The sequence below is a fragment of the Psychrosphaera sp. genome, from assembly GCF_982872775.1.
Window position 1 is genome coordinate 1 of sequence record NZ_CEYNSH010000018.1, and the last position, 23,706, is coordinate 23,706.

The following is a 23,706-nucleotide window of genomic DNA, read 5'->3' on the forward strand; positions in this document are numbered from 1 at the left end:
TATAAAACATTAAAGCAAATGGATTAAGCTGACGTTCTGAATTGTAATGTGTTAGCTAAAGGAAGCTCTGACATTAAAAAGCCCGTTGCAACAATCACACTGCAACGGGCTTTAATTTTTATAGATGGTTTAACAGGCTAGTTCGCTAACTCAGAAATTATTTCTGACGTTTGAACTCAGCTGTTTTTGACCATTGAGGCCATACTGGGCTGTTTGCTACTTGCTCACCAACATCAAAGAACAACTGAACGTCTTGAACCGCACCGCTTAAGTCCCAGCTCTCACGGTATTTGTCACACGGCTGGTGGTAACAACCACGAACAATTAGTTGCATTTTTTTGCGGTAGTTCGCTGTTGCCTCATCGATTGGTGTTACACCACCACCGGCATAAAGAGCAGGTACACCGACTTTTGCAAAGTTAAAGTGATCTGAGCGGTAGTAATAACCTGCTGATGGGTTCTCACCAACTGCTAACGTACGGTTTTGCTTTTTAGCTGCATTGGCTAAGTACTCGTCCATGTCTGATTTACCCAGACCTTGTACGTTGACCTCTTTTACACGGCCCAACACGTTTAAGCTATCCATGTTGATGTTAGCCACTGTATTTTTAAGTGGGATAACTGGGTTTTGTGCGTAGTATTTAGAGCCTAATAAACCTTGTTCTTCAGCTGTAACCGCAAGCATAGTCACGCTACGCTCTGGTGCTTTATCTAGCTTTGAGAAGGCTTGAGCAATCTCTAACATTCCACCGATACCTGTCGCGTTATCGTGGGCACCGTTATAAATTTGGTCACCTTTTTTAGACTCATCAACACCGATGTGGTCCCAGTGTGCCGAATAGATGATGTGCTCATCAGGGCGCTCAGAACCAGGAAGAGTTGCGATGAAGTTGTAACTGGTTGACTTCTTCACTTTAGATTTAACGGTTACCGAAGCGGTTAAGTCACCAAGGTCCGCATTAAATGGTGCTGCCATGGCTTTTTTCTTAAGTGCATCAAAATCAAGTCCGGCTTGTTTGAATAACTCAAGGGCAACGTCACGTTGAATCCAACCTTCGACGTTGACTCTGTCTTTGTTCCCATCGGCTTTGAATAGGCCGTATTGAGGACCAGTCCATGAGTTTTCTACCACTGTCCATGGATATGATGCTGGTGCAGTTTCGTGAACGATAATGGCACCGGCCGCACCTTGACGGCTGGCTTCTTCATATTTGTAGGTCCAACGACCGTAGTAGGTCATGGTTGTGCCTTGGAATTTTGATTCGTCGCCAGACTCATAACCCGGATCATTAACAAGAATAACGGCTGTTTTGCCTTTCATGTCGATGCCTTCGTAGTCATTCCAGCCGTACTCTGGTGCGTTGATGCCATAGCCAACAAAAACTAGTTCTGAGTCTTTCAGTTGTTCTAGCTCACTGCTTCGGCTGGTGCCCATGACCATTTGTTCACGGTATTTATATTTGTTGCCGCCAATTTCTAGCACTTGGTCTTCAGATGCGGTGATTTCTAACAAATCAACAGGCTGTAAAAAACTGTCGCCATTACCAGGCTTAAAACCATAGCTCTTGAATTGTTTTGTTAGGTAGTCCAACAATAATTTTTCGCCTGGGCCTGTTGGTAAACGACCCATATACTTATCGTCTGCAATTTCTTTAACATGAGCGCTTAAATCAGCCTCGGTTATTGATTGATAAGCTTTATCAAAATCTTTGTCGGCCGACATTACTGGTGCGGTTGCCAACAATGTAAGGGCCGCGATTCTTTTTATCATTATTCTTTCCCTTTTAAATTTAAAAGATTGCTCTTGGTGCGGTATGATAACCGGTAACACTCTGACTATATTCTAAGTTTGGTTCGATTTCGAGAGCGAACGTGGCCAACTGACGAATCTATTCACAATTTTTAGAGGTTAGATGAAAAAGTTTTCAAGTTTTACTCATTGGACAACCGAATTTGCCGAGCAAGGTTGTTTTGATGATATCAATCACATGACTGCATTTGATGAGTGGCAACAATGGCCAAGCTGTGCCGCCCTCGATTCTCTATTGCCTTATGACGTTATGAATAATAACGACAAAGCCATCCAGTTCGTAGAACAAGACCCAAACAAAGACTACTCCGCGGTAGATTACGAAACTCAGATTTTCGACACAGGCCAAGTTCCAACAAGAAAAGAGTCATGGCACGATATTTTTGGCGCACTCGTTTGGAGCATGTTTCCACTTTCCAAAGCCAAAATTAATGAACTTCACGTCAAAGATATTCGTAGTAACGGAGCACAAGAACGCTCAAAGCTACGAAATGCGCTCACGTTATTTGATGAGTGTGGAGTGGTCATTGTTACTAAAAACCAACAACTGTTAGAGCAGCTTCGAAACCATCAATGGGACGAGGCGTTTTGGCAAAATCGAGAGTTGTGGCATCAAGCAAGCAGCGAAGGTGTCGCGGTTTATCAGTTTGGTCATGCTAACTATGAAATGCTGACAAAGCCTTTTGTTGGACTTACTGGCAAGTGGGTGGTGATTGACTCAAGTGCGGAGATACTTGGTTTACCTAAAAATGTTCAGTACCGCTTAATTGACCAAAAGCTCAATGCTTTATTGGATAACGGATTGTTAAACGATAATTCGAAGATGTCACCGTTACCATTATTAGGTGTACCGAAGTGGCATACAGATAATGAAGATAGAAACTACTACAATAATACAGATTACTTTAGACCTAAGCGCTAGCGCTATTTCTAATAACAATGCCTTTAAAACTAGAAAGAACTTGCGTAAATACGGAGACCCTTATGCAAAACTTAGTTACTAAACTTATAACGAGCGCGGCAGTTTGCGCATCAATAATGGCGTTTACTCCAACTAAAGTAGTCGCCTCTGAAGCTAAAGCGGCGGCTCCTCTTAATTGGACATTTAGCTCGACAGTATTGAATGACGGTCTACACAAGCCTTGGGGAATCGCAAAGTTACCGAATGACCTTTTTGTTATTACTGAGCGCGACGGTAAGGTCCGTATTTGGGACAACAAAAACAATACAATGACAGACGCTGATACGATGTTCACTGACTTTGTTTTTGAGTCAGGACAAGGCGGTATGTTGGATGTGTTGGCGCACCCTAATTTTAGTGAAAATAATCGAGTTTACTTTACTTATGCTGCTGGTCACCGATTAAAAAATGCAACGCGTCTATCTACTGCTGAAGTAACAGTCAAACGTGATGGTAACGGTAAAATTACCGAGTTTTCGTTAGAGAACAAAAAAGACATTTTCACGGCCCAACCGTTTAAAGCCGCTGGTTATCATTTTGCGGGTCGATTGGTCTTTATGCCTGATGGTACTCTAGTGTTTGGTGTCGGCGATGGTTATACCCATATGGACAAGGCACAAACGTTAGACAACCATTTTGGTAAAGTTGTTCGTATTAATGATGACGGCTCTGTACCAAGTGACAATCCTTATGTGAAGGCTGCTAAGTCAGACTCGTCAATCAAGCCAGAAATTTATTCTTATGGCCATCGCAACCCACAAGGGATGTACTATGACAAGAACACGGGATTGTTATTGTCAAACGAACACGGACCAAAAGGCGGTGATGAGATTAATATTATTCACCCTGATTTAAACTACGGTTGGCCAAAAATCACCTACGGTATTGATTACTCAGGAAGTGAAATTACTGAGCACACAGCATTACCAGGTATGCAGCAACCGTTAGTGAACTGGACGCCGTCAATTGCGCCATCTTCAATGTTGGTTTATGAAGGTGACTTGTTCCCAGAACTAAAAGGCAAAGTCGTCAACACGTCGTTAAAGTTTCAGGAAATTCGCGTTGTTGAACTAATGAAAACAGCAGCGACAAAAGCAGACAAAGACAGCCAGGATTACGCAAAGGGCGCTTGGATGCCAGTGAATCAATGGACATTCTTTAAAGATCAAAAAGAACGTCTACGCGACATCGTTGAGTCGGATGAAGGTCAACTATTGATTGTTACTGACAGCGGCAAATTGATTCGTATCAGTAAATAATTGGTATTTAAAAACTAAAAAAGAGAGCTCAGCTCTCTTTTTTTTATGTTCATCATTTGATGTGGAGGCCACTTTACGTGACCTTTGCGCTAGCCTTTTCCGGGCCAAAACTTCAGGCTTTTTCCTTGCAGCTTAACGACGAATCGAAACGCCTTCACCAATTAAGTATGTTTTTAGGTCTTGAATATCAATAATGTTTTTGTGGAAGACCGATGCGGCCAAGGCACCATCGACACCAGCTTGTTGGTATGCGTCTCTAAAGTGGACCATTTCACCCGCACCACCTGATGCAATGAGAGGGACCTTACAGACGTCTCTAATTAGCTTTAATTGCTCTAAGTCATAGCCTTGACGTACACCGTCTTGGTTCATACAGTTTAAAACAATCTCACCAGCACCGCGCTCTTGAACTTCTTTTACCCAGTCCGCTGTTTTGCGACCAGAGTTTAAGGTACGAGATTCATCACCAGTGAATTGATACACTTCGTATTCGCCGGTTTCTTTGTTGAAGTATGAGTCAATACCCACAACCACACATTGCTGGCCATAAGTATCGTGTAATTTAGTGATAAGTTCTGGGTCCATCAGTGCAGGGCTGTTGATTGAAATTTTGTCTGCACCCATGGCTAGGATTTCCCCCGCCTGTTCAACGGTTTTTATTCCGCCTGCTACACAAAACGGAATATCGATAACTTGTGCGATTCGGCTCACCCAGCTTTTATCAACAACACGTGTGTCACTTGATGCAGTAATATCATAAAAAACCAGCTCGTCAGCGCCTTCTTGCGCATAACGCTCGGCTAAAGGAACGATATCACCTATGGTTTCATGGTTTCTAAACTGCACACCTTTTACCACTTTACCGTCTTTGACATCTAAACAAGGAATTATGCGCTTGGCTAACATAGGGCGTTCTCTTTTTTGTACTGATTAATTATGAAGGTTTAAACCTATAAAATAGGGCCGTAATGTAGAGTGAAGACTCTAGTTGTGTCAAGTTTGGTTGTAAGACTGACGCGGTGAACTAAAGGTGCATACGTAGTCATAGGTTTCCAGACCAGAATTGATTTAAAAAGCCTGCTTCATTGGTTATGTTAGCAATAATTAACAAGAATGAATAATCCTTCATGTTTGACAACAGGATAACAATAACAATGAAAGTTTCGCGAAATCTTTTACCTTCTATGACTTCATTAAAAGTCGCCATGACCGGTGCTGCTTTATCGGTACTTGTCGCTTGTGGCGGTAATGAAACGACGACATCGTCTGCAGTACCAACATCGGAAGTCGCAGCTGTTAAAACATCGGCAAAAAATGCCGCTCAATTCAGTGAGCATTATTTGAAACGTGACGTAAGAGACGATGTGTTTTATTTCGTTATGCCGGACCGTTTTGATAATGGTGATCCGAGCAATGATTTGGGCTCTAAAACGATTAAAGAAAGCTCTGGTGGGTTTGATCCAACAAGTACGGGTCACTACCACGGTGGTGATATTAAAGGTCTAACTAAAAATCTAGATTATCTTAAGGACATGGGCATTTCTGCGATTTGGTTAACACCGATTTTGCGCAACCAAGCGGTACAAGGTGACTCATCTGGTTATCACGGTTACTGGCCACTAGACTTTACCGAAATTGACCCGCATTTAGGCACAAACGCCGACTTAAAAGAATTTATTGATGCGGCGCACGCCAAAAACATCAAAGTCTTTTTTGACATCATTACTAATCACACGGCCGACGTCATCAAATATGAAGAGTGTCACGGTGAAGGTAAACCTCAGTTTAGTACTGACAGCCAGCTTTGTAAGTACGTGAGCCTTGCAGATAAAGCAGCAGGAAAAGGCTATACACCATTTATTCCTGAGGGCCATGAAAATCTTAAAACACCTGCTTGGTTGAATGATCCTAAGTATTACCACAACCAAGGTGACAGTACGTGGCAGGGTGAAAACTCAATCTACGGCGACTTCATGGGTCTTGATGATATCGATACAGACAACCCAGAAGTCGTCAAAGGTATGATTGATATCTTCAACAATATCATCAAAGAGTTTAAGCCAGATGGCTTCAGAATCGATACGGTTAAACACGTCAACATCGAGTTTTGGCAAGAGTTTACGCCGGCGATCATCGACTTTGCTAAAGAGCAAGGCATTCCAAACTTCTTTGTATTTGGTGAAGTATATTCTGGCGACCCTAAAGAGTTAAGCTCATTTACGACGACAGGTGATATCCCTTCGGTACTGGATTTTGCATTCCAATACCGCACTAAAGATGTGTTTGCCTATGGTAAAGGGACTGACAACCTAGCAGACCTATTCAGTAACGACGTTCTTTATAACGATCATAATAGCTCGGCTGACTACCTAATGAACTTTGTTAGTAACCACGATGTAGGCCGTCTTGGTTATACATTAGACCAAGCAATGCCTGAAGCGAGCGAAGAAGAAAAAATTCGTCGTGCATTGTTATCAAATTCTCTAATGTATTTTGGACGCGGTATTCCAGTGGTTTATTACGGTGACGAGCAAGGCTTTACCGGTGACGGTGGTGACCGTGGTGCACGTGAAGACATGATGCCGTCTGTGACACCAGAATATAACGACAACAACTTATATGGTACTGACAAAACGACCGCCGATAACAACTTTGATCAAACGCACCCAATTTACCTAAAACTAGCGGAATATGCTGAGGTATATCATGCACATGAAGCGCTGAGAAAGGGTAAACAAGAAGTATTGTTTGCAGATGAGAAGCCTGGAATCTTTGCTATTAGCCGTACGCTTGAGTCGGGTGAGCGTTATTTCGTTGTATATAACTCATCATCGTCAATGGACATGACGTTTACTGCACCAGCAACCGATTTATCGGTTGTTTATGCAGATACAGACAATGGACTATATGATGCAAATGCCGTCTCTGACACAATTTCTATTGCTCAATTTGAGGTTACGTTACCGCCTCTGAGCTTGGTCATTCTAAAGTAAAGTCAGTAAGGTAAAACCCATCATGTAAGACCAGTGGTGTTACATTAAACGAAAAGCGCAGAAATTCTGCGCTTTTTTTGTAACTGATTGTCCTAACAGGTATTACCAGTGATTTAACTTTTGTTTAATCCTCTACTATGCTTTCACATTGACGGTTTTTAAACGTAAAATGTGGGACAAATCAAAAACATCCGACCCACCTTCATATCGGGATCACTATGAGCCAAGAATCACTAAAAAGTCCGCTTTATATTCATTACGCTGGCCCGGCGCTTATCGAGACGCCACTGCTCAACAAAGGTACTGCTTTCTCTAAAGAAGAACGTACCAACTTTAACTTAATGGGGCTACTACCGCCTCGTTACGAGACCATTGATGAGCAGGTTGAACGTGCTTATATGCAGTACTCGAGCTTCCAAGAGCCGATCAATAAACACATTTACCTACGTGCGATTCAAGATAGCAACGAGACGTTGTTCTTTAAGTTGGTTAATCAACATATAGCCGAAATGATGCCAATCATTTACACACCGACGGTAGGTGATGCGTGTGAGAAGTTCTCAGATATTTATCGCAGCAACCGTGGCTTGTTTATTTCGTACACCGAGCGTGATCAAATGGATGAGATCTTGCGCAACGCCACAAAACACAAAGTTAAAGTGATTGTTGTGACAGACGGCGAGCGTATTCTAGGTTTAGGTGACCAAGGTATTGGTGGTATGGGTATTCCAATTGGTAAGTTATCGCTGTACACCGCGTGTGGCGGTATTAGTCCAGCTTACACTATGCCTATTACTCTAGATGTAGGTACAAACAACGAGAAGTTACTGAACGACCCTATGTATATGGGTGAGCGTCACAAGCGAATTGGCCAAGAAGAATACGACAAGTTTGTTGAACGCTTTATTGTTGCTGCGCAAAAACGTTGGCCTGGTGTGATGATTCAGTTTGAAGACTTTGCCCAGCCTAATGCGATGCCATTATTAAAACGCTATCGCGACCGCGTTTGTTGTTTTAATGATGATATCCAAGGTACAGCAGCGGTGACTGTAGGTACGCTTTTAGCGGCCTGTCGTAAAAAAGGTAAAAAGCTTTCAGAACAAAACGTCACTTTTGTCGGTGCTGGTTCAGCAGGTTGTGGTATCGCTGAACAGATCATTATGCAAATGCGTGCCGAAGGTTTGTCTGATGAAGAAGCGCGAGCAAAAGTCTTCATGATTGACCGTCATGGCTTAGTAACAGATGGCATGTCAGGTCTGAGAGATTTCCAACAAGCCTTAGCACATTCACCATCAGAGTTATCGGACTGGTCAATCTCAGGTGAATATGCAACGTTACAAGAAACGATTGAGAATGCTAAACCTGGTATTTTAATCGGTGTTTCGGGTGTCCCAGGCTTATTCACCAAAGACGCAATTACCGCTATGTACAATGCTGACAATCAACCAATTGTTTTCCCATTGAGTAACCCAATTAAACAAATTGAAGCTCGTCCAGAGCAGGTGATTGAATGGACAAATGGCGATGCAATTGTTGCGACAGGTAGTCCATTTGGCGAAATCACCTTCAATGGCCAAACTTATGATATTGCGCAATGTAATAACGCGTATATTTTCCCAGGTATCGGCTTAGGTGTAGTAGCAGTAGGCGCTAGAGTTATTTCTGATGAAATGATCATGGCGTCGAGTGAAACGCTCGCGGAAAACTCACCGTTAGTAAACAAAGGGCAAGGGGCATTATTGCCTGATTTGGTTGACCTACCTTCTCTCAGTCGAAAAATTGCCTTTAACGTTGCAAAAGTCGCAATGGAACAAGGCCACGCCTTGACGATTAGTGATGAAGAGTTAGCTGAGCGTATTGAGCGCAACTACTGGAACCCAGAGTACCGTCCATACAAGCGCGTTAGTGCTTAACGTAAACTTAATGACCCCAAAATTGGCTGGTTAAGACTTAAACATGCGCAATTATGAAGCGCCGAAATAAGGCGCTTTGATTAAAGTTATAGTTTTAGTCACACACAAAAAAACAGCTTCAATTGAAGCTGTTTTTTTTACTATCACGCCTAAACTCTACTGCTATTTTTAGATCAACATTAGTAACTAATTACAGCTGCTAAAAAAACGAGTGGGCTTACAGCAAAACGCATTAAGGCTTTAAGCTGAAGCAACAGTGTTACTGTGATTTAATAAAGTTTAATGCCCCTGTAATCGCTGCTACTTGCGCGTCATTACAGTTTTGCGCGTCTACCTTAGGGCTATCAGGGTAAACTTCTGTCGTTGTTTTGTATTGAGCGTCTGTTAAGCCCATACACAAACCTAGTGGCTTGGCATCATATTCAATGACACCTTCTTGTTGCAGTGGCACGCCGATAAGTTTGCCATCCGCGTCAGCAGGGGCAATATGAGTGATCTTTTCAACAGACTCGATAATTGCTTTTTGAAAGTCGAATTCAGGTGATTGAGCATCCGCAACAAGGTAAAAACCGTCAGGGATATTCCAGTTTTTTTGCTCAATAGCATCACGAGCGGCTAGCGCTGGTCTAAATTCTGAATTATCAGTGTCCGTTGTCTCATGTAAATCAACGTGGCAAACAGGTTTAATGTTTTTGGCCTTGAGATAATCAAGTAGTTGAGTTGACTCTTTAGCGCCAGAACCGTCAAAAAATGAACGATTAGGGTCGATGGCTAAGGGGTTCCAACGATTGATCGTTTCGTAACCCCAAGGACTCACACAAGGTGCAATAATAAAATTAAAATCTTGTAGATAATCAGCGGCGTCATTTAAGGCAAACTGAAGTGCACCTTGTACACCACTGGTTTCATAGCCATGAACACCGCCTGTGATGACAACTGTTGGGCGAGTGTCATCCCATTGAACTGACTTAATAACAAAAAGCGGATAATTATCTGCATCAATGACAAATGGTAAGTCAGCGTAGTTGAGTTGGCCGTATTGTTCCGTTTCAAAATGAGCAGGAAGTTTTGCTAACTTTGCAACGACTTCCTCTTGATAAGAGCGTTGTACACGTTGCTTCGCTAACCATTGCTGCTTTTCTTCATCACCCCATTTTTTGCCAGGAGTGCCGATTGGATAAGCTTGTTCTGTCATTGTTTTCAGTCCTTGTTGCTATTCGTTATTAAGCATTCGAAGTTATTTAACTTCTTCACCTGCTGCTTGTTTGTCGGCGTGATAACTTGAGCGAACAAACGGTCCTGATGCCGCGTGTTTGAAGCCTAATTTGTCGGCCTCAGCTTTGAACAAGTCAAACTCAGCTGGTGGCACATAACGCTCAACTGGCAGGTGGTGTTTGCTTGGCTGTAAATATTGACCAATGGTTAACATGTCAACGTCGTGTTCACGTAAGTCTTTTAGAACTTCAATAATTTCATCATTGTTTTCGCCAAGACCTACCATCAAACCAGACTTAGTATCTACTTCAGGGTGCATCTGCTTGAACTTTTTAAGTAACTCAAGTGACCATTTGTAGTTAGCACCAGGGCGAGCCAAACGGTACATGCGTGGTGCGGTTTCTAAGTTGTGGTTAAACACATCTGGTGGCGCTGTTGATAGAATCTCCAGGGCTTTGTCCATACGACCACGGAAATCAGGAACTAGGATTTCAACTTTAATGCCTGGGTTGTGTTCGCGAATTGCTTTTACACAGTCAGCAAAGTGTTGTGCACCACCATCTCTCAAATCATCACGGTCAACCGACGTAATTACCACGTATTTTAAGCCCATTTCTTTGATGGTAAGGGCTAGTTTTTCTGGTTCTTGAGCGTTAGGCGGTAAAGGGCGCCCGTGCGCAACGTCACAGAAAGGACAACGACGGGTACAAATATCACCCAAAATCATAAAGGTTGCTGTACCGTGGTTGAAACATTCAGGAAGATTAGGGCATGACGCCTCTTCACAAACTGAGCTCAGACCTTGGCTACGCATTGCTTTTTTGATGTTGTCGATTTTTTCACTCGACTTAGGTAATCGGATCTTTAACCAATCTGGTTTACGCAACATAGTGTCACGTTCAGAAGGCATGATTTTAACTGGGATGAGGGCCATTTTTTCAGCGTCACGAAGTTTGACACCGGCTTCTAATTTTGACGTCTTAACTGTAGTCATTATGCTCTCTTTTCGTTTAAAAACGGTGTTGGTAGACCGCTTTTATATTCAATTTCGGTGGCTGATAATTTATCAGCAAGAATGCGAGTTAACGGCTTGGCTGCGGCTTCAATAGTTTGAGGGCCATTTATTTGACTGGTTTGAACCATCTCCAAACCCGCATAGCCACATGGGTTAATTCGCAAGAAAGGCGCTAAGTCCATATCCACATTCAAGGCTAATCCATGGAAACTGCACCCACGTCTTACTCTTAAGCCTAGGGATGCAACTTTCTTTTCGTCGATGTAGACACCCGGGGCGTCTTTTTTTGCATAGGCATTGATACCAAAGGCATTGAGCATTTCGACAATGCTTTCTTCTATTAGCGTAACGAGGTCTCGAACCCCGATTTTTTTGCGGCGTAGATTAATAAGCAGGTAAATAACGAGTTGGCCTGGTCCGTGGTAGGTAACTTGACCACCACGGTCGACTTTGACAATGGGAATGTCGCCTGGGTTTAGGAGGTGTTCTTCTTTACCAGCTTGGCCTTGAGTGAAAACTGGGTCGTGCTCTACGACCCATAATTCATCAACCACGTTTTCGTCACGCAGATCGGTAAAGTTCTGCATCGCTTGCCAAATGGTTTGGTAGTCACCCGAGTCGATGTCTCGGATGATAATTTGGTGGTTAATGTCGCTCATGCCTTAAAGGACAACTCGAACAATATCAATCGCGCCAAGTTCGTTGTATACCAACTCCATGTGCTCTTTACTCGTTACGGTAACAGCGATAGAAACAGAGTGATAGTTACCCTTGGCGCTAGGTTTAACTTTTGGGGCGAAATCGCCTGGTGCAATTTCTTGCAACACTTCTACGATTTTGGTCGTCAAGTCTTCTTGCGCCAACCCCATCACTTTGAATGTTTGGCGACATGGGAAGTCTAACAATTCATCAAATTTAGTGTCTTTTACTGTCATTTTTTACCCTTTTTGAAAGTCTTCCCTAGACTTGTACTGCAATTGTTAAATTATAACTCAAACTTTTTACGAACGTAGTCCGACAAGCGCTTAAATAAGCTCCCTTCATTTACCTGATCAAGGGCAACAAGAGGGTAAGTTGTCACTACGTCATCTTCAATCTTTATAGTTAAAGTACCTACGACTTCACCTTTGTTGATTGGGGCTTCAAGCGGTTTATCAAGCGTGAAAGACGCTTTTAATTTTTCACGGTAACCACGAGGAATCGTGATTGCAGAGCTTTGGTTGATGCCCAGGCGGACTTGGTCTTTGTCACCCATGTAGATACGTTGTTTGGCAAATTCAGTACCTGCTTCATATGCAGTCAATGTCTCGAAGAAACGGAAACCATAGCTAAGTAGCTTTTTACTCTCGACTTTACGAGCTCGTTGGCTGCTTGCACCCATTACAACTGAAATCAAACGCATGTCGCCTTCTACGGCAGATGCTACTAGTGAATACCCGGCAGCTTGTGTGTGTCCGGTTTTTATTCCGTCAACATTTAAGCTTTTGTCCCAAAGTAAAGAGTTGCGATTAATTTGCGAGATGTTGTTGTAAGTAAAGTCTTTTTCTTTGTAAATGGCGTACTCTTCAGGTACGTCATTAATCAGCGCTTGGCCCAAAAGCGCCATATCACGAGCGGTAGATAGGTGACCCTCTGCAGTTAAGCCGTGACTGTTTACAAAATGAGTGTTTTGTAAGCCAATTTCGTCGCCGTATAGGTTCATTAACTGAGCAAACTGCTCTTCACTTCCGGCAATGTGCTCGGCCATCGCAACACAAGCGTCATTACCTGATTGGATTATGATACCGCGGTTTAGGTCGGCAACAGATACTTCTTTACCAACTTCAATGAACATTTTAGATGACTCAGGGAAGTTCTTCGCCCATGCATTACGGCTAACCGTAACCATGTCAGTTAATGCAATGTTACCTTTCGCAATTTCTTGACCAATAACATAGCTTGTCATCATTTTTGTTAAACTTGCCGGGTTTAACTGCTCATCGGCATTACTTTCGGCAATGACTTTACCTGTATCAGCATCAATTAGGATATACGCTTTTGCATTGATTGAAGGCGGGTTTGGGACGAGAACCTTTGCTTCAGCTACCAATGAAAGAGTGAGGGACGCAATGCTGACCAAAGAGATAAGAAATTTTTTCATTTTATTCCATTCATTTTAAGGTTACTGGTTTAAAAATTTTTGAGCGCGTATTATCCATATAGGAACACTAAGTGTCCAGTTTATGGAGCCAAAACACGTTCTACATCGACAGTTTGAAAGCCAAACTCCTTAATTTTTTGGAGTAAGTCATCGGCTTCTGTTTTTTCTTCAAATGGACCAAATACGAGCTGGTGCTGTTTTTCTTTTAACAACACTTTGGCTTGTTGATGAAGCATCAGTGATAAGCCTTTTAACGACTCGTTAGCACTGGTTTCATCTTCAAAGCCCTTTAAAGTGACCTGATATAGACTACTTTCAGGTTGATATGGTTCCACTTCAGGAATAATTAATTCAATTTCGACTTCCGCAGTTCCCGAGTCATACACGCCAAGTTTATATGCAGCAGAGTAGGACAGGTCTAATATTCGATCACCGTGAAAGGGGCCGCGGTCATTAACTCGAACAATCGCGGACTTGTTGTTTTTTAGGTTGGTTACTTTGATATAACTTGGTAGTGGAAGTGTTTTATGAGCCGCCGACATGCCAAACATATTGTAAATTTCGCCATTTGAGGTGTGGTGGCCATGAAACTTTTTACCGTACCATGACGCTGTCCCTCTTTGTTTGAAAGGCTTGCGTTCTGTCATCGGTGTATAACTTTTACCAAAAACTTTATACGGCATATTGCCGCGGCCTATCGGGTCTAAGGTAACTTCTGGGTCTTGTTGTTCTGTCATCGTCGGTGGACGCACAGGCGCACTGTCGTATTTGTCAGCATAACGCCCATTACTTATACAGGCAGTTAAAAACAATGTGCTAACCAACACCGCAGAGCGATAAAAAGGGAGTCTTAATTCCGAACCAAAAGTAAAATTGCGTAATGTCATTTTTATTAGCTTTATTATTAATAACTTAAACTGAGAAACCAAAACTAAACGTTTATTTAAACGGAAATAGTTTTTAACCTTTGAAATATTAACTGCTAGCCAACAAGCGCTTATTGGTTGCAATCGCCATTAACATACCAAAACTCGCCATCAAGGTCACGATTGAGGTGCCGCCATAACTCATTAATGGTAGGGGAACGCCCACTACCGGTAACAAGCCCGAAACCATGCCGATATTAACAAACAAGTAAACAAAAAATGTCAGGGTTAAGCTGCCGGCCAATAGTTTGGTAAACGCTTCTTGTGCTCGAACAGCAATAATAAGCCCTCGAATAATAATAAACGCGTAAACGGCGAGTAATAAAAGTACGCCAACAAAACCAAACTCTTCACTGAAAACCGAGAAGATAAAATCAGTATGACGTTCTGGCAAAAACTCTAGTTGTGATTGAGTTCCTTGCAGCCAACCTTTACCCTCAATGCCACCAGAACCAATGGCAATTTTGGATTGAATGATGTGATAGCCTGAACCTAGAGGATCGCTCTCAGGATTTAAAAACGTCAAAACCCTTTGCTTTTGGTAACCATGCATTAAATAAAACCAAAGTATTGGTAAGAAGGCCCCAACAGCTCCAGCTAAAAAGAGTAAGAACTTGATACTTAATCCGCCCAGGAAGATGACAAAAAAGCCACTACTTGCGACGAGTAGGGAAGTACCTAAATCAGGTTGTCGAGCAATCAGTAATGTGGGAATTGCGATGAGAACAAAGCCAATTAACGTATTCTTTAAATTAGGCGGTAAAGTATATTTACTTAAAAACCACGCCACCATCATAGGTAATGATAGCTTCATTATTTCAGAGGGCTGAAAGCGCATAAAGCCAAGGTTTAACCATCGTTGAGCACCTTTACCCATATCACCGACTAACAGTACCGCCACTAATAAAATGACACCAACTGCAAAGATGTGTGGCGCCCATTTTTGAAACGTAAAGGGGGATATTTGTGCCACCATTAACATGACACCAAGCCCAATTCCCATTCGAACCATTTGGCGAATGACCATATCGAAATTTTGACCACCGGCACTATAGACGACAAACAAGCTCAAACTCATTAAGGTTAAAATGCCGAGCATTAAGGGCATATCGATATGAAATCGAAAGAATAGTGAACTTCTGCGATGCTCGTTGAGTGTTTTGTTCATTACCTTTGTTAGCCTTAATGTTGGTATGTTATTGCATTGGTGGTAGTTGTCAATGGCTTAACTGACTTACCGATTGGCTCAGAGCTGATAATAGCGGTTTCTGCTGCAGACAGTCCTGGTTCGGCTAAGTCGATAACTTCATCAGATATTTGTCTTAAATCTGCAAGCCCTAAACCAAAATACAGGTCCATCATTTTACGTGCGATTGGTGCTGCATTTGAGCTACCACCGCCGGCATTCTCTACCGCGACAACGATAACAATGGTTGGGTTTTCGTAAGGCGCAAAACCAACGTACATAGCGTTATCACGTTTTCTTTCCGCGACTTTTTCTTCTTCGTACTCTTCATCTTCACCCAAACTGAATAACTGAGCCGTACCTGTTTTTCCAGCGCTGGTATAAACGGCATCAGCAAAGGCGGTTCGTGCAGTACCTTCAGGTGAATTTACTGTCGCGTACATGGCATCCAAAATGACGTCCCAATGAGAGGACTTAGAAAGCTTTATCGGTTCACGCTTTTTGATTGGAGTATTAACATATTCGCCGTTTACGGTTTTACCGGTTACGATCTTAGGCTCGATGACTTCGCCCCGATTGACCAATACGGATGTCGCCATTGCTAGTTGTGTCGGCGTTGCGGTCCAGTAGCCTTGACCGATTCCAATCGAAATAGTGTCTCCTTGATACCACGGGTTTCGGGTTCGCTCTTTTTTCCATTCTCGACTTGGCATGATGGCTCGACTTTCTTCGTGAATATCTACACCCGTATATTCGCCAAAACCAAATTTTTTACCAAATGGACTTATCTCGTCAATACCCAAGCGGTACGCCAAATCGTAATAATAGATATCACAGGACTGAACAAGAGAGTGTTTTAAATCGACCCAACCATGACCGCTCGGCTTCCAGTCTCGAAAGGCACGTTGAGTTTCAACATTTGGAAACTTCCAATATCCTGGATCCCAAACGGTCGTCGTTGGTGTTACTAAGTTTTTTTCCAGGCCAAGCAAAGCAATTTGCGGTTTGACAGTGGATGCCGGAGGGTACTGACCTTGGGTGGCTCGATTGAGCATGGGTTTGTCTTTCGAACCGGTAATCGCGCTGTAATCTTTTTGTGAAATGCCACTGACAAACAAGTTTGGATCGTAACTTGGATTAGAATACATGGTTAGTATGGCGCCATCACGAGGGTCCATAGCGACTATTGCACCTCGGTTTTTGCCAAGCGCTTTCTTTGCTAACTCCTGCATCTCAACGGAAATAGCTAGGTGTAAGTCTGTTCCAGGCTGTGGTGGTTCGATATCTAGTTGTCGTAATACACGACTGCGGTGATTAACCTCTACTTCTTCGTTACCCGTTGTACCGTGTAACTCATCTTCGTAAAACCGTTCAATGCCGATTTTACCTATACTGCGAGTCGCCGCATAATTACTAAGTTTGTCGTTTTGTTCTAAGCGGTTGAGGTCACGTTTGTTAATCTTACCGACATAGCCGATAACGTGAGTCATAATATCGGCATAAGGGTAGGTACGGGTAAGACGAGCTTCAATACCCACACCAGGAAAGCGATGTTGTTGCACTGAGAAAGTGGCGACTTCTTGTTGAGTTAGCTTGGTTTTTAACGGGATGCTTTTAAAACGACGTTGATACTTGATGACTTCTTTAAATTGCTCTATCTGATCGTCTGTGATGTCAATAATGGTTTGCAAAGAATCAAGGGTTGCATCCATGTCATCAACCGCTTCAGGGACGACCTCTAAGGAAAACGTTGGTTCGTTGGCTGCCAATATTTTACCGTTAATATCGCGAATGACACCGCGATTTGGGGCAATCGGTTGAACCTTAATTCGATTGTCGTTGGAGCGAGTTTGGTAGGTTTGATATCGCTCTATTTGCAGATAAAACATATTGGCAATCAAAACGAACATCAAGCCAAACACCACAACAAGCGCAACAATAGCTCGCCGAGCAAATAGGTTTGCTTCTGCGGAATGATTTTGAATATGGTGCTTTTGTCTGCGCATTTGACTTCGTTATGACCTGTAAAGCTATGTTATTATTTTATTTGCCAATACTCTATAACGCTAATGTTGAACTCTTTGCGTCATCACCCGTTATTCACGGTGATAAGGGTGATTATTATTGAGACTCCAGGCTCGGTAAAGGCTTTCTGCGACGACTACACGGACTAATGGGTGCGGAAGTGTCAAAGCCGATAGCGACCATTTTTGCTCTGATGCTTTTATACAAGCAGGTGCCAAACCCTCAGGGCCACCTACCAACAGGCTGACGTCTCGTCCATCCATTTGCCAAGCGCTCAATTGCTTTGATAAGTCATGAGTAGTCCACGGTTTTCCAGTTACCTCAAGAGTAACTATGCGGTTGGATTTTGGTACGGCGGCTAACATCTTTTCGCCTTCTTGCTCAAGAATGCGTTTTATGTCGGCGTTTTTGCCCCTTTTTCCGGGAGTAATTTCGATAAGCTCAAAAGCACAGTCCTTTGGAAAGCGCCTTTGATACTCTTCAAAACCTGTGGTGATCCAGCTAGGCATTTTATTACCAACCGCAACCAATTGAATCTTCATTACGTTAAAATGTCCTTGTTTTTACTCGCTGGTATAAATAATTAAGCGTTGTTTGACTCTTGCCAAAGTTTTTCTAACTGGTAGAAATCGCGAGTCGTTTCTTGCATTACGTGCAAGACAACAGGACCCATATCAACCAAAACCCATTCGCCTTCAGTCATGCCTTCAGAACCTAATGCTGGGTTCTCTGAGTGTTTGGCTTCGGATAAAACGTTGTCAGCAATTGATTGGACGTGCTTTTTAGACGTACCAGAACAGATAACCATGTAGTCAGTGATCGAAGATGTCGCTCTAACGTCAAACGTCTGTACGTCACGAGCTTTAAGATCGTCAATCTTATCTAAAACGAAGTCTAAAATTTCTTTATTTTGTGTTGCGGTTTGTTGTGTGTCAGCCAAGGCTCTAATAACTCTTTATTGTCAATTCGAACTGGTAATTGTAACGCTAGACGTACAATGAGTACAGAAACAAACGCATAAACTCGCGAGTATTACTTTAAATTATGCTTTGCTAATTTTTCGTCTAGTTGACCAGTGACAAAGTCTTTGAGCATGACCCAGTCGGCAACCAAGCTATAAAGCGGGTAAGTGAAGGTAGCAGGGCGGTTTTTTTCAATAAAAAAGTGGCCTACCCAAGCGAAGCCATAACCAATGATAGGCAGTGCCCACAACAGTACATATTGTTGAGAAAAAAGGGCGTAAGCCAAAACGATTAGTACAAGTGAACTACCTATGTAATGTAAGGCACGACAGGTTTTGTTTTGGTGTTCACTTAAATAAAACGGATAGAATTCGTTAAATGTTTGATACTGTTTTTCAGTCGACATGTCGTTGAAAGCCTATTTTACTTGTTTTTCGCGAAACATTAATGTACCAGAAACCGCGCCAATTTGAATGTTTGTAATCACTTTATAATTATCGTCATTGAATAAGTGTTGGTTTTGTTCTTTGGTTACAAATACAGCAACGCCTTCAGATAGTGGATTTTCATCAACGATGCTATCTACTGCTTTAATCATATAGTGGCCTAAACCGTGATGTTGATGATCAGGGTGAACCGCAATAAAGGTTAATAGGTGATAATGTAAATGCGGAATAGACTCGGCGACCTTGCGCTCTTTCTCAATCATGTTTTTGGTGCTGAGAAAGCCAGCGTGCAACATCATTTTGAGTCGCCAATGCCAAAATCGTTCGGGCTCTAAGCCTTTTTCGGGTTCGATAAGGCACGCCACGCCTAACAAATGTTCACCTGCAAACAAACCAATCATTGGTTGGCGAGTTTGCCAAAATGCGGCGAGTTCTTCGCGTATAGCGTGTCTTAAGCGCTTTTCATACTCTTCTTCTTCCGCTCTGAATATATCTTTAAAAATGGGATCATCGTGATACGCAACATAGAGTAATGATGCTGCCAAGTTTATGTCTTCTGCTGATAACAAAACTGCTTTAACGTCATGTTCTGTTGTAAGTTTTTCAGTTACGTCCATTTCCAATCCACTTTTTTGTATCAATTTTAACCAAAGTACCAATTGTTTAAAAAATATCAACACAAAAAATCAATCTAAAATTCTTTGAGCTTAGTAGTGATCACTACTACTTTTATAAAAGTGGTTCAATTTGTAAGTCGCTAAGGAGGCCAAATGGACACGTCAACACATAATATGAATACGTTATTTGAACAATTAGGCTTGGATGGAACGCGCTCGGGGATTTACCATTTTGTCAAAGAGCATCGCATCCCTGATGACATGACGATTGATGAAGCGTCATTTTGGAATGATTCACAGCGCTCTTTTTTGCGGGACTCAATAGAAAATGACGCAGAATGGTGTGAAGTTGTCGATCAACTCGATGCGATGCTGAGAAAATAAGTTCGGCTCGTTTTCAAACCTAACTAAACATCAGTGTTGATTAAAACACATTAAAAAAGGTGAGCATTGAGGCTCACCTTTTGATTAGTTTGAGTGTGCGTATTAGTCCGCATAAAACTTGTTTTTAAACTTGATAGTCTCTGTACGATTACCTTGTTGTACATCGATGGTAAAGTTTAAAATTTCTTCGTTTCTATAACCAACTTGCGCTAAATAATACACTGCCTCGCCTTCTGTCACTCGTGTAAAAGACAACGGTTTGGTTTGTCCTAGCAAATTCTTAGCGCTTCCGCTTACATTAACAAATTGTGCTTCTTGAGTTTTGGTATCCAAAACCGAAATATTCACAACGGCTGTGTAACGACTGCGCTGTAAATTATATTGCTTGGCAGTTTCAGGTTTTACAAAGGTGCTTGGGAACGCAATATAGTGGATATCCCAGTTGCCTTTAGTGAACTTTTGCTCTGCATTGGCACTAAACGCAGTCATTACTAACAACGCTAGTATAAAACCAGAGACATTCTTTAAAGACGCCGTAACTTTTTGCAAAAACAAGTTATTAACTGAACTGTTTTTCATTTTGACTCTCACAAAAGTTAAATTTAATAAAAGGCATGATGCACGGTATTAGCGCAACATACCTAACAGGTCACTTACGCCGTATTGGACAAATTGCAGGGCAATTAAAAACACCAAAAGACTCAAGTCTAAACCGCCAATAGGTGGTATAACTTTACGAATTGGTGCTAAAAGTGGTTCAGTGAGCTGGTGCAATAAAGCTTCTATTGGGTTGTAGCCCTGACTAATCCAGCTAAGAATTGCTCGGATGACGGTTACCCAGAACACTAACGTGAAGACTTCACCGACAACGGTAAATAAGCCACCAATTAACAATTCTTTTACGACAATAGCCTGACCAAAAATCATATATAAGGCGGCAACTTTTAAAATCGCTACCAGAAAGACTAAAAGGAAACCAGCCAAGTCTAAACCACCTAACCCAGGTATTACTTTGCGCATAGGCACTAATACTGGGTTTGTCGCTTTAACAACAAATTGACTTACGGGGTTGTAGAAGTCAGCTCTTACTAACTGCATCCATACACGAAGTACGGCAACCATAAGGTATAAATCAAAAAGTGTGGATACTAAAAATTGAGTTGCTTGCATTTAGAATTTACTCATCTCTTGTGCTCTTGTGACAGCTGCGTCTAATGCTTCGTCAACAATGGCTTGTAGTTGTTTTTCGTTAAATACATTCAATGCGGCGGCCGTTGAGCCACCCGGTGATGTTACGTTTTGACGTAATTGGGCAAAACTGTTTTCTTTATCAAACGTCATTTTGGCCGCACCAATGGCAGTTTGTTGTACCATCAAGTTCGCCACATCTTCACTGAACCCAAATGCTTTGGCTTTATTTGCCATGGCTTCCATGAAGGCAAAGAAATAGGCTGGACCCGAACCTGACACTGCTGCTAGCTGGTCTATGTCAGACTCTTTTGGTAGCCAAACAACGTTACCAACGTGTTCAAATAATTCCGTAGCCGTTTTCTTATCAGTCTCTAACACACTTTGGTCAAATTTCTCTTGGTCTGTGCCTGTATACAAACCAGAGATACCATGACCGACTAGGGAAGGGGTGTTAGGCATACAACGAATAAATCTTACATCGCCAATAATATCGGTATAGCGTTTAACTAATAAACCCGCTGCGACAGTGACAACCAGCTTTTCTGAAAAGTCAGCGCCGTCTTCGACGAGTTGGGTTAATACATCGGCCATCATTTGTGGCTTAACACCCAGAATAACCACGTCGGCACGAGCGATGGCGTCTAAGTTGCCTAAGTCAGTCACAATGCCAAACTTTTCTTTTAGTTTTGCTTGTTTCTCTGCTGTACGGTTTGTCGCAATAATGTGTTGTGGGTTGACGCCACTTTGAACCATGCCACCGATGATAGCGCCTGACATGTTGCCTGCGCCGATAAATGCGTATGTAAGTTTATTCTCTTGTGTCATTAAAATCCCGTTTGTTGTTTTGTCTTAAGGCTCACGGGGACCAAATATAGCCGTCCCCAAACGAACCATGGTACTGCCACAAGCAATGGCCTGTTCTAAGTCATCAGACATGCCAAGTGACAAAGTATCTATCGATGAATATTGTTGTTGCAACCGCAAAAAACAAGACTCCATCGATGTAAATTCTTTAATTAATAAGTCATTATCATCATATTGGTCAGGAATTGCCATCAAACCACGTAAATTAAGTTGTGAAAAGCCGTCAACTTGTCTTGCAAATTCTTCCACCTGTTCTAGTGGAACTCCGCCTTTTGATTCAGACTTGGAAATATTTACTTGAATTAAAACGTTCAGGAATTTGTTGTGTTCGAGGCAGTGATTATTAAGTCTTTTGGCTATTTTAATTCTGTCCAAACTATCAACCCAAGTCGCGCTTTGCGCAATAATGGCTGTTTTGTTACTTTGGATTGGCCCAATGTAATGCCATTCAATATCAACAAGATGACTTAGTTCGTTAACCTTTTCTTGTAATTCTTGCGCATAATTTTCACCAAAAACCCGCTGACCTTGTTCATAGGCGGCTACAATATAATCAATAGATTTGGTTTTACTTACCGCCATGAGTTGAACGCTTTTATCGAGACGCTGCGCTTTTTGGGCCGCAGTGGCTATTTTCTCGTGTGCTGTGACTAGACGTTTTGCTATTGTATTGGTAAGTTCTTTTTCTGACATGCTTTTTTGTCTTTTATAACTAATGGGTTAGCCATATGGATATTACAGAATTACTTGCTTTTAGTGTGCAACATAATGCATCAGATTTACACCTTTCTGCAGGCACACCGCCAATGATACGCGTTGATGGCGATGTTCGTCGAGTGAACATTCCTGCATTGGATGCAAAAGAAGTTCAGTCATTGATTTATGACATTATGAACGATAAACAACGCAAAGAATACGAAGAAAACTTAGAAACGGATTTTTCCTTCGCGGTGCCAGATTTGGCGCGCTTTCGTGTTAACGCTTTCAATATGGACCGTGGTGCGGCCGCTGTGTTCCGTACTATCCCTTCAGAAGTGCTTAGTTTAGAAGATATTGGTGCACCTGATATCTTTAGAGAAATTTCAGAAAACCCTCGTGGTCTTGTATTAGTTACAGGTCCTACTGGTTCTGGTAAATCAACAACGCTAGCGGCGATGATTGATTATATTAATTCACAACGTCACGATCACATTCTTACCATTGAAGATCCAATCGAATTTGTTCACCAAAATAAAAACAGCTTGATTAGTCAACGTGAAGTTCATCGAGATACCTTGAGCTTTGAAGCGGCATTGCGCTCGGCGCTGCGTGAAGATCCGGATGTTATTCTTGTTGGTGAATTACGTGACCTTGAAACTATTCGTTTAGCAATGACGGCCGCGGAAACTGGTCACCTTGTATTTGGTACTTTGCATACTACCTCAGCACCAAAAACCATTGACCGTATTGTCGACGTTTTCCCGGGTGATGAAAAAGACATGGTTCGCTCAATGTTATCTGAATCTTTACGTGCGGTTATTTCACAAACACTTTGTAAGAAAACTGGCGGTGGTCGAGTCGCAGCCCACGAAATCATGGTTGGCATTCCAGCCATTCGTAACCTAATCCGTGAAGATAAAATTGCTCAAATGTATTCGGCAGTTCAAACGGGGGCCGCTCACGGCATGCAAACCATGGATCAATGTTTATTAAACCTGATGAACAAAGGCTTAATTAGCCGTGACCAAGCTATTGCAAAAGCACATGATAAAAATGTATTTAGCCAAGGGTTTGGTGGCGGTTCAGGTTTCTAGGAGTAA

The 23,706-nt window shown here is 42.2% G+C and carries 24 protein-coding genes; 6 read left to right on the forward strand and 18 right to left on the reverse strand.

The features are described from left to right. Positions 1-157: 157 nt before the first annotated feature. Complete coding sequence (locus tag AC4E96_RS06990) at positions 158-1,768, reverse strand: M28 family metallopeptidase (protein WP_488032828.1); 1,611 nt, start codon at positions 1,766-1,768, stop codon at positions 158-160. A 145-nt stretch (positions 1,769-1,913) separates the two neighbouring features. On the opposite strand from AC4E96_RS06990, the gene AC4E96_RS06995 reads away from it, so the two are divergent. Together AC4E96_RS06995 and AC4E96_RS07000 are read left to right on the forward strand one after the other, a co-directional pair. Continuing rightward, complete coding sequence (locus AC4E96_RS06995; RefSeq protein ID WP_490255329.1) at positions 1,914-2,732, forward strand: DUF3025 domain-containing protein; 819 nt, start codon at positions 1,914-1,916, stop codon at positions 2,730-2,732. Between the two features lie 62 nt (positions 2,733-2,794). After that, positions 2,795-4,030 carry a PQQ-dependent sugar dehydrogenase gene (locus AC4E96_RS07000; protein WP_490255330.1) on the forward strand — a complete coding sequence of 412 codons (1,236 nt, stop codon included), beginning with the start codon at positions 2,795-2,797 and terminating at the stop codon, positions 4,028-4,030. Between the two features lie 132 nt (positions 4,031-4,162). Here AC4E96_RS07000 and hisF read toward each other — a convergent pair whose 3' ends face one another. Next, positions 4,163-4,936 carry an imidazole glycerol phosphate synthase subunit HisF gene (hisF, locus tag AC4E96_RS07005; RefSeq protein ID WP_490255331.1) on the reverse strand — a complete coding sequence of 258 codons (774 nt, stop codon included), beginning with the start codon at positions 4,934-4,936 and terminating at the stop codon, positions 4,163-4,165. A 248-nt stretch (positions 4,937-5,184) separates the two neighbouring features. Between hisF and AC4E96_RS07010 the strand changes: the two genes are divergently transcribed. Further along, positions 5,185-7,023: an alpha-amylase family glycosyl hydrolase gene (locus AC4E96_RS07010; RefSeq protein WP_490255332.1), complete on the forward strand. Its 1,839-nt coding sequence runs from the start codon at positions 5,185-5,187 to the stop codon at positions 7,021-7,023. Positions 7,024-7,241: 218 nt separating this feature from the next. Continuing rightward, entirely contained in the window at positions 7,242-8,936 is a 1,695-nt protein-coding gene (locus tag AC4E96_RS07015; RefSeq protein WP_488032747.1) for an NAD-dependent malic enzyme, read from the forward strand. Between the two features lie 259 nt (positions 8,937-9,195). Here the strand turns inward: AC4E96_RS07015 and AC4E96_RS07020 are convergent, their stop codons facing one another. The 12 genes from AC4E96_RS07020 to AC4E96_RS07075 form a co-directional block, all read right to left on the reverse strand. Beyond that, positions 9,196-10,131: a M14 family metallopeptidase gene (locus AC4E96_RS07020; RefSeq protein ID WP_490255333.1), complete on the reverse strand. Its 936-nt coding sequence runs from the start codon at positions 10,129-10,131 to the stop codon at positions 9,196-9,198. Positions 10,132-10,173: 42 nt separating this feature from the next. Next, the gene (gene lipA / locus AC4E96_RS07025; RefSeq protein ID WP_488032749.1) at positions 10,174-11,145 is read right to left on the reverse strand and encodes a lipoyl synthase; all 972 of its coding nucleotides are present in this window, start codon (positions 11,143-11,145) and stop codon (positions 10,174-10,176) included. Then, positions 11,145-11,825 carry a lipoyl(octanoyl) transferase LipB gene (gene lipB, locus AC4E96_RS07030; RefSeq protein ID WP_488032750.1) on the reverse strand — a complete coding sequence of 227 codons (681 nt, stop codon included), beginning with the start codon at positions 11,823-11,825 and terminating at the stop codon, positions 11,145-11,147. The genes lipA and lipB overlap by 1 nt, the downstream gene beginning before the upstream one ends. A 3-nt stretch (positions 11,826-11,828) precedes the next feature. Further along, the gene (gene ybeD, locus AC4E96_RS07035; protein WP_488032751.1) at positions 11,829-12,101 is read right to left on the reverse strand and encodes a DUF493 family protein YbeD; all 273 of its coding nucleotides are present in this window, start codon (positions 12,099-12,101) and stop codon (positions 11,829-11,831) included. A 50-nt stretch (positions 12,102-12,151) separates the two neighbouring features. Beyond that, positions 12,152-13,306, reverse strand: coding sequence for a serine hydrolase (locus AC4E96_RS07040; protein ID WP_488032752.1), 1,155 nt, complete (start codon positions 13,304-13,306; stop codon positions 12,152-12,154). Positions 13,307-13,386: 80 nt separating this feature from the next. Further along, complete coding sequence (locus tag AC4E96_RS07045) at positions 13,387-14,193, reverse strand: septal ring lytic transglycosylase RlpA family protein (RefSeq protein WP_490255334.1); 807 nt, start codon at positions 14,191-14,193, stop codon at positions 13,387-13,389. Positions 14,194-14,281: 88 nt separating this feature from the next. After that, positions 14,282-15,400, reverse strand: a complete 1,119-nt coding sequence (rodA, locus tag AC4E96_RS07050; protein WP_488032754.1) for a rod shape-determining protein RodA — start codon at positions 15,398-15,400, stop codon at positions 14,282-14,284. Positions 15,401-15,414: 14 nt separating this feature from the next. Then, a complete protein-coding gene (mrdA, locus tag AC4E96_RS07055) occupies positions 15,415-17,424 on the reverse strand; it encodes a penicillin-binding protein 2 (RefSeq protein WP_490255335.1) in 2,010 nt (669 codons plus the stop codon). Between the two features lie 90 nt (positions 17,425-17,514). Next, positions 17,515-17,985 (reverse strand): 23S rRNA (pseudouridine(1915)-N(3))-methyltransferase RlmH, encoded by a 471-nt coding sequence (gene rlmH / locus AC4E96_RS07060; RefSeq protein WP_488032756.1) that lies wholly within the window; start codon positions 17,983-17,985, stop codon positions 17,515-17,517. Between the two features lie 41 nt (positions 17,986-18,026). Continuing rightward, positions 18,027-18,383 carry a ribosome silencing factor gene (gene rsfS, locus AC4E96_RS07065; protein WP_488032757.1) on the reverse strand — a complete coding sequence of 119 codons (357 nt, stop codon included), beginning with the start codon at positions 18,381-18,383 and terminating at the stop codon, positions 18,027-18,029. 92 nt (positions 18,384-18,475) lie between these two features. Further along, the gene (locus AC4E96_RS07070) at positions 18,476-18,811 is read right to left on the reverse strand and encodes an Mpo1-like protein (protein WP_490255336.1); all 336 of its coding nucleotides are present in this window, start codon (positions 18,809-18,811) and stop codon (positions 18,476-18,478) included. A gap of 12 nt (positions 18,812-18,823) precedes the next feature. Further along, positions 18,824-19,468: a GNAT family N-acetyltransferase gene (locus tag AC4E96_RS07075; protein ID WP_490255337.1), complete on the reverse strand. Its 645-nt coding sequence runs from the start codon at positions 19,466-19,468 to the stop codon at positions 18,824-18,826. Positions 19,469-19,621: 153 nt separating this feature from the next. Between AC4E96_RS07075 and AC4E96_RS07080 the strand changes: the two genes are divergently transcribed. Further along, a complete protein-coding gene (locus AC4E96_RS07080) occupies positions 19,622-19,852 on the forward strand; it encodes a DUF2789 domain-containing protein (RefSeq protein WP_488032760.1) in 231 nt (76 codons plus the stop codon). A 102-nt stretch (positions 19,853-19,954) separates the two neighbouring features. Here the strand turns inward: AC4E96_RS07080 and AC4E96_RS07085 are convergent, their stop codons facing one another. The 4 genes from AC4E96_RS07085 to AC4E96_RS07100 are packed head-to-tail and all read right to left on the reverse strand — an operon-like array spanning position 19,955 to position 22,600. Beyond that, positions 19,955-20,431 (reverse strand): DUF4426 domain-containing protein, encoded by a 477-nt coding sequence (locus AC4E96_RS07085; RefSeq protein WP_490255338.1) that lies wholly within the window; start codon positions 20,429-20,431, stop codon positions 19,955-19,957. Positions 20,432-20,479: 48 nt separating this feature from the next. Beyond that, on the reverse strand, positions 20,480-21,022 hold the full coding sequence (locus tag AC4E96_RS07090; RefSeq protein WP_488032762.1) for a YggT family protein: 543 nt from the start codon (positions 21,020-21,022) through the stop codon (positions 20,480-20,482). After that, on the reverse strand, positions 21,023-21,868 hold the full coding sequence (proC, locus tag AC4E96_RS07095) for a pyrroline-5-carboxylate reductase (RefSeq protein ID WP_488032763.1): 846 nt from the start codon (positions 21,866-21,868) through the stop codon (positions 21,023-21,025). It lies immediately after the preceding gene. Between the two features lie 24 nt (positions 21,869-21,892). Continuing rightward, complete coding sequence (locus tag AC4E96_RS07100) at positions 21,893-22,600, reverse strand: YggS family pyridoxal phosphate-dependent enzyme (RefSeq protein ID WP_490255339.1); 708 nt, start codon at positions 22,598-22,600, stop codon at positions 21,893-21,895. Between the two features lie 35 nt (positions 22,601-22,635). On the opposite strand from AC4E96_RS07100, the gene AC4E96_RS07105 reads away from it, so the two are divergent. Continuing rightward, positions 22,636-23,700 carry a type IV pilus twitching motility protein PilT gene (locus AC4E96_RS07105; RefSeq protein WP_488032765.1) on the forward strand — a complete coding sequence of 355 codons (1,065 nt, stop codon included), beginning with the start codon at positions 22,636-22,638 and terminating at the stop codon, positions 23,698-23,700. Positions 23,701-23,706: the final 6 nt, after the last annotated feature.

Coding starts and splice junctions, on each gene's coding strand:
- AC4E96_RS06995 (WP_490255329.1), top strand. CDS start 1,914: ATGAAAAAGTTTTCAAGTTTTACTCATTGGACAACCGAATTTGCCGAG.
- AC4E96_RS07000 (WP_490255330.1), top strand. CDS start 2,795: ATGCAAAACTTAGTTACTAAACTTATAACGAGCGCGGCAGTTTGCGCA.
- hisF (WP_490255331.1), bottom strand. CDS start 4,936: ATGTTAGCCAAGCGCATAATTCCTTGTTTAGATGTCAAAGACGGTAAA.
- AC4E96_RS07010 (WP_490255332.1), top strand. CDS start 5,185: ATGAAAGTTTCGCGAAATCTTTTACCTTCTATGACTTCATTAAAAGTC.
- AC4E96_RS07015 (WP_488032747.1), top strand. CDS start 7,242: ATGAGCCAAGAATCACTAAAAAGTCCGCTTTATATTCATTACGCTGGC.
- AC4E96_RS07020 (WP_490255333.1), bottom strand. CDS start 10,131: ATGACAGAACAAGCTTATCCAATCGGCACTCCTGGCAAAAAATGGGGT.
- lipA (WP_488032749.1), bottom strand. CDS start 11,145: ATGACTACAGTTAAGACGTCAAAATTAGAAGCCGGTGTCAAACTTCGT.
- lipB (WP_488032750.1), bottom strand. CDS start 11,825: ATGAGCGACATTAACCACCAAATTATCATCCGAGACATCGACTCGGGT.
- ybeD (WP_488032751.1), bottom strand. CDS start 12,101: ATGACAGTAAAAGACACTAAATTTGATGAATTGTTAGACTTCCCATGT.
- AC4E96_RS07040 (WP_488032752.1), bottom strand. CDS start 13,306: ATGAAAAAATTTCTTATCTCTTTGGTCAGCATTGCGTCCCTCACTCTT.
- AC4E96_RS07045 (WP_490255334.1), bottom strand. CDS start 14,193: ATGACATTACGCAATTTTACTTTTGGTTCGGAATTAAGACTCCCTTTT.
- rodA (WP_488032754.1), bottom strand. CDS start 15,400: ATGAACAAAACACTCAACGAGCATCGCAGAAGTTCACTATTCTTTCGA.
- mrdA (WP_490255335.1), bottom strand. CDS start 17,424: ATGCGCAGACAAAAGCACCATATTCAAAATCATTCCGCAGAAGCAAAC.
- rlmH (WP_488032756.1), bottom strand. CDS start 17,985: ATGAAGATTCAATTGGTTGCGGTTGGTAATAAAATGCCTAGCTGGATC.
- AC4E96_RS07070 (WP_490255336.1), bottom strand. CDS start 18,811: ATGTCGACTGAAAAACAGTATCAAACATTTAACGAATTCTATCCGTTT.
- AC4E96_RS07075 (WP_490255337.1), bottom strand. CDS start 19,468: ATGGACGTAACTGAAAAACTTACAACAGAACATGACGTTAAAGCAGTT.
- AC4E96_RS07080 (WP_488032760.1), top strand. CDS start 19,622: ATGGACACGTCAACACATAATATGAATACGTTATTTGAACAATTAGGC.
- AC4E96_RS07085 (WP_490255338.1), bottom strand. CDS start 20,431: ATGAAAAACAGTTCAGTTAATAACTTGTTTTTGCAAAAAGTTACGGCG.
- AC4E96_RS07090 (WP_488032762.1), bottom strand. CDS start 21,022: ATGCAAGCAACTCAATTTTTAGTATCCACACTTTTTGATTTATACCTT.
- proC (WP_488032763.1), bottom strand. CDS start 21,868: ATGACACAAGAGAATAAACTTACATACGCATTTATCGGCGCAGGCAAC.
- AC4E96_RS07100 (WP_490255339.1), bottom strand. CDS start 22,600: ATGTCAGAAAAAGAACTTACCAATACAATAGCAAAACGTCTAGTCACA.
- AC4E96_RS07105 (WP_488032765.1), top strand. CDS start 22,636: ATGGATATTACAGAATTACTTGCTTTTAGTGTGCAACATAATGCATCA.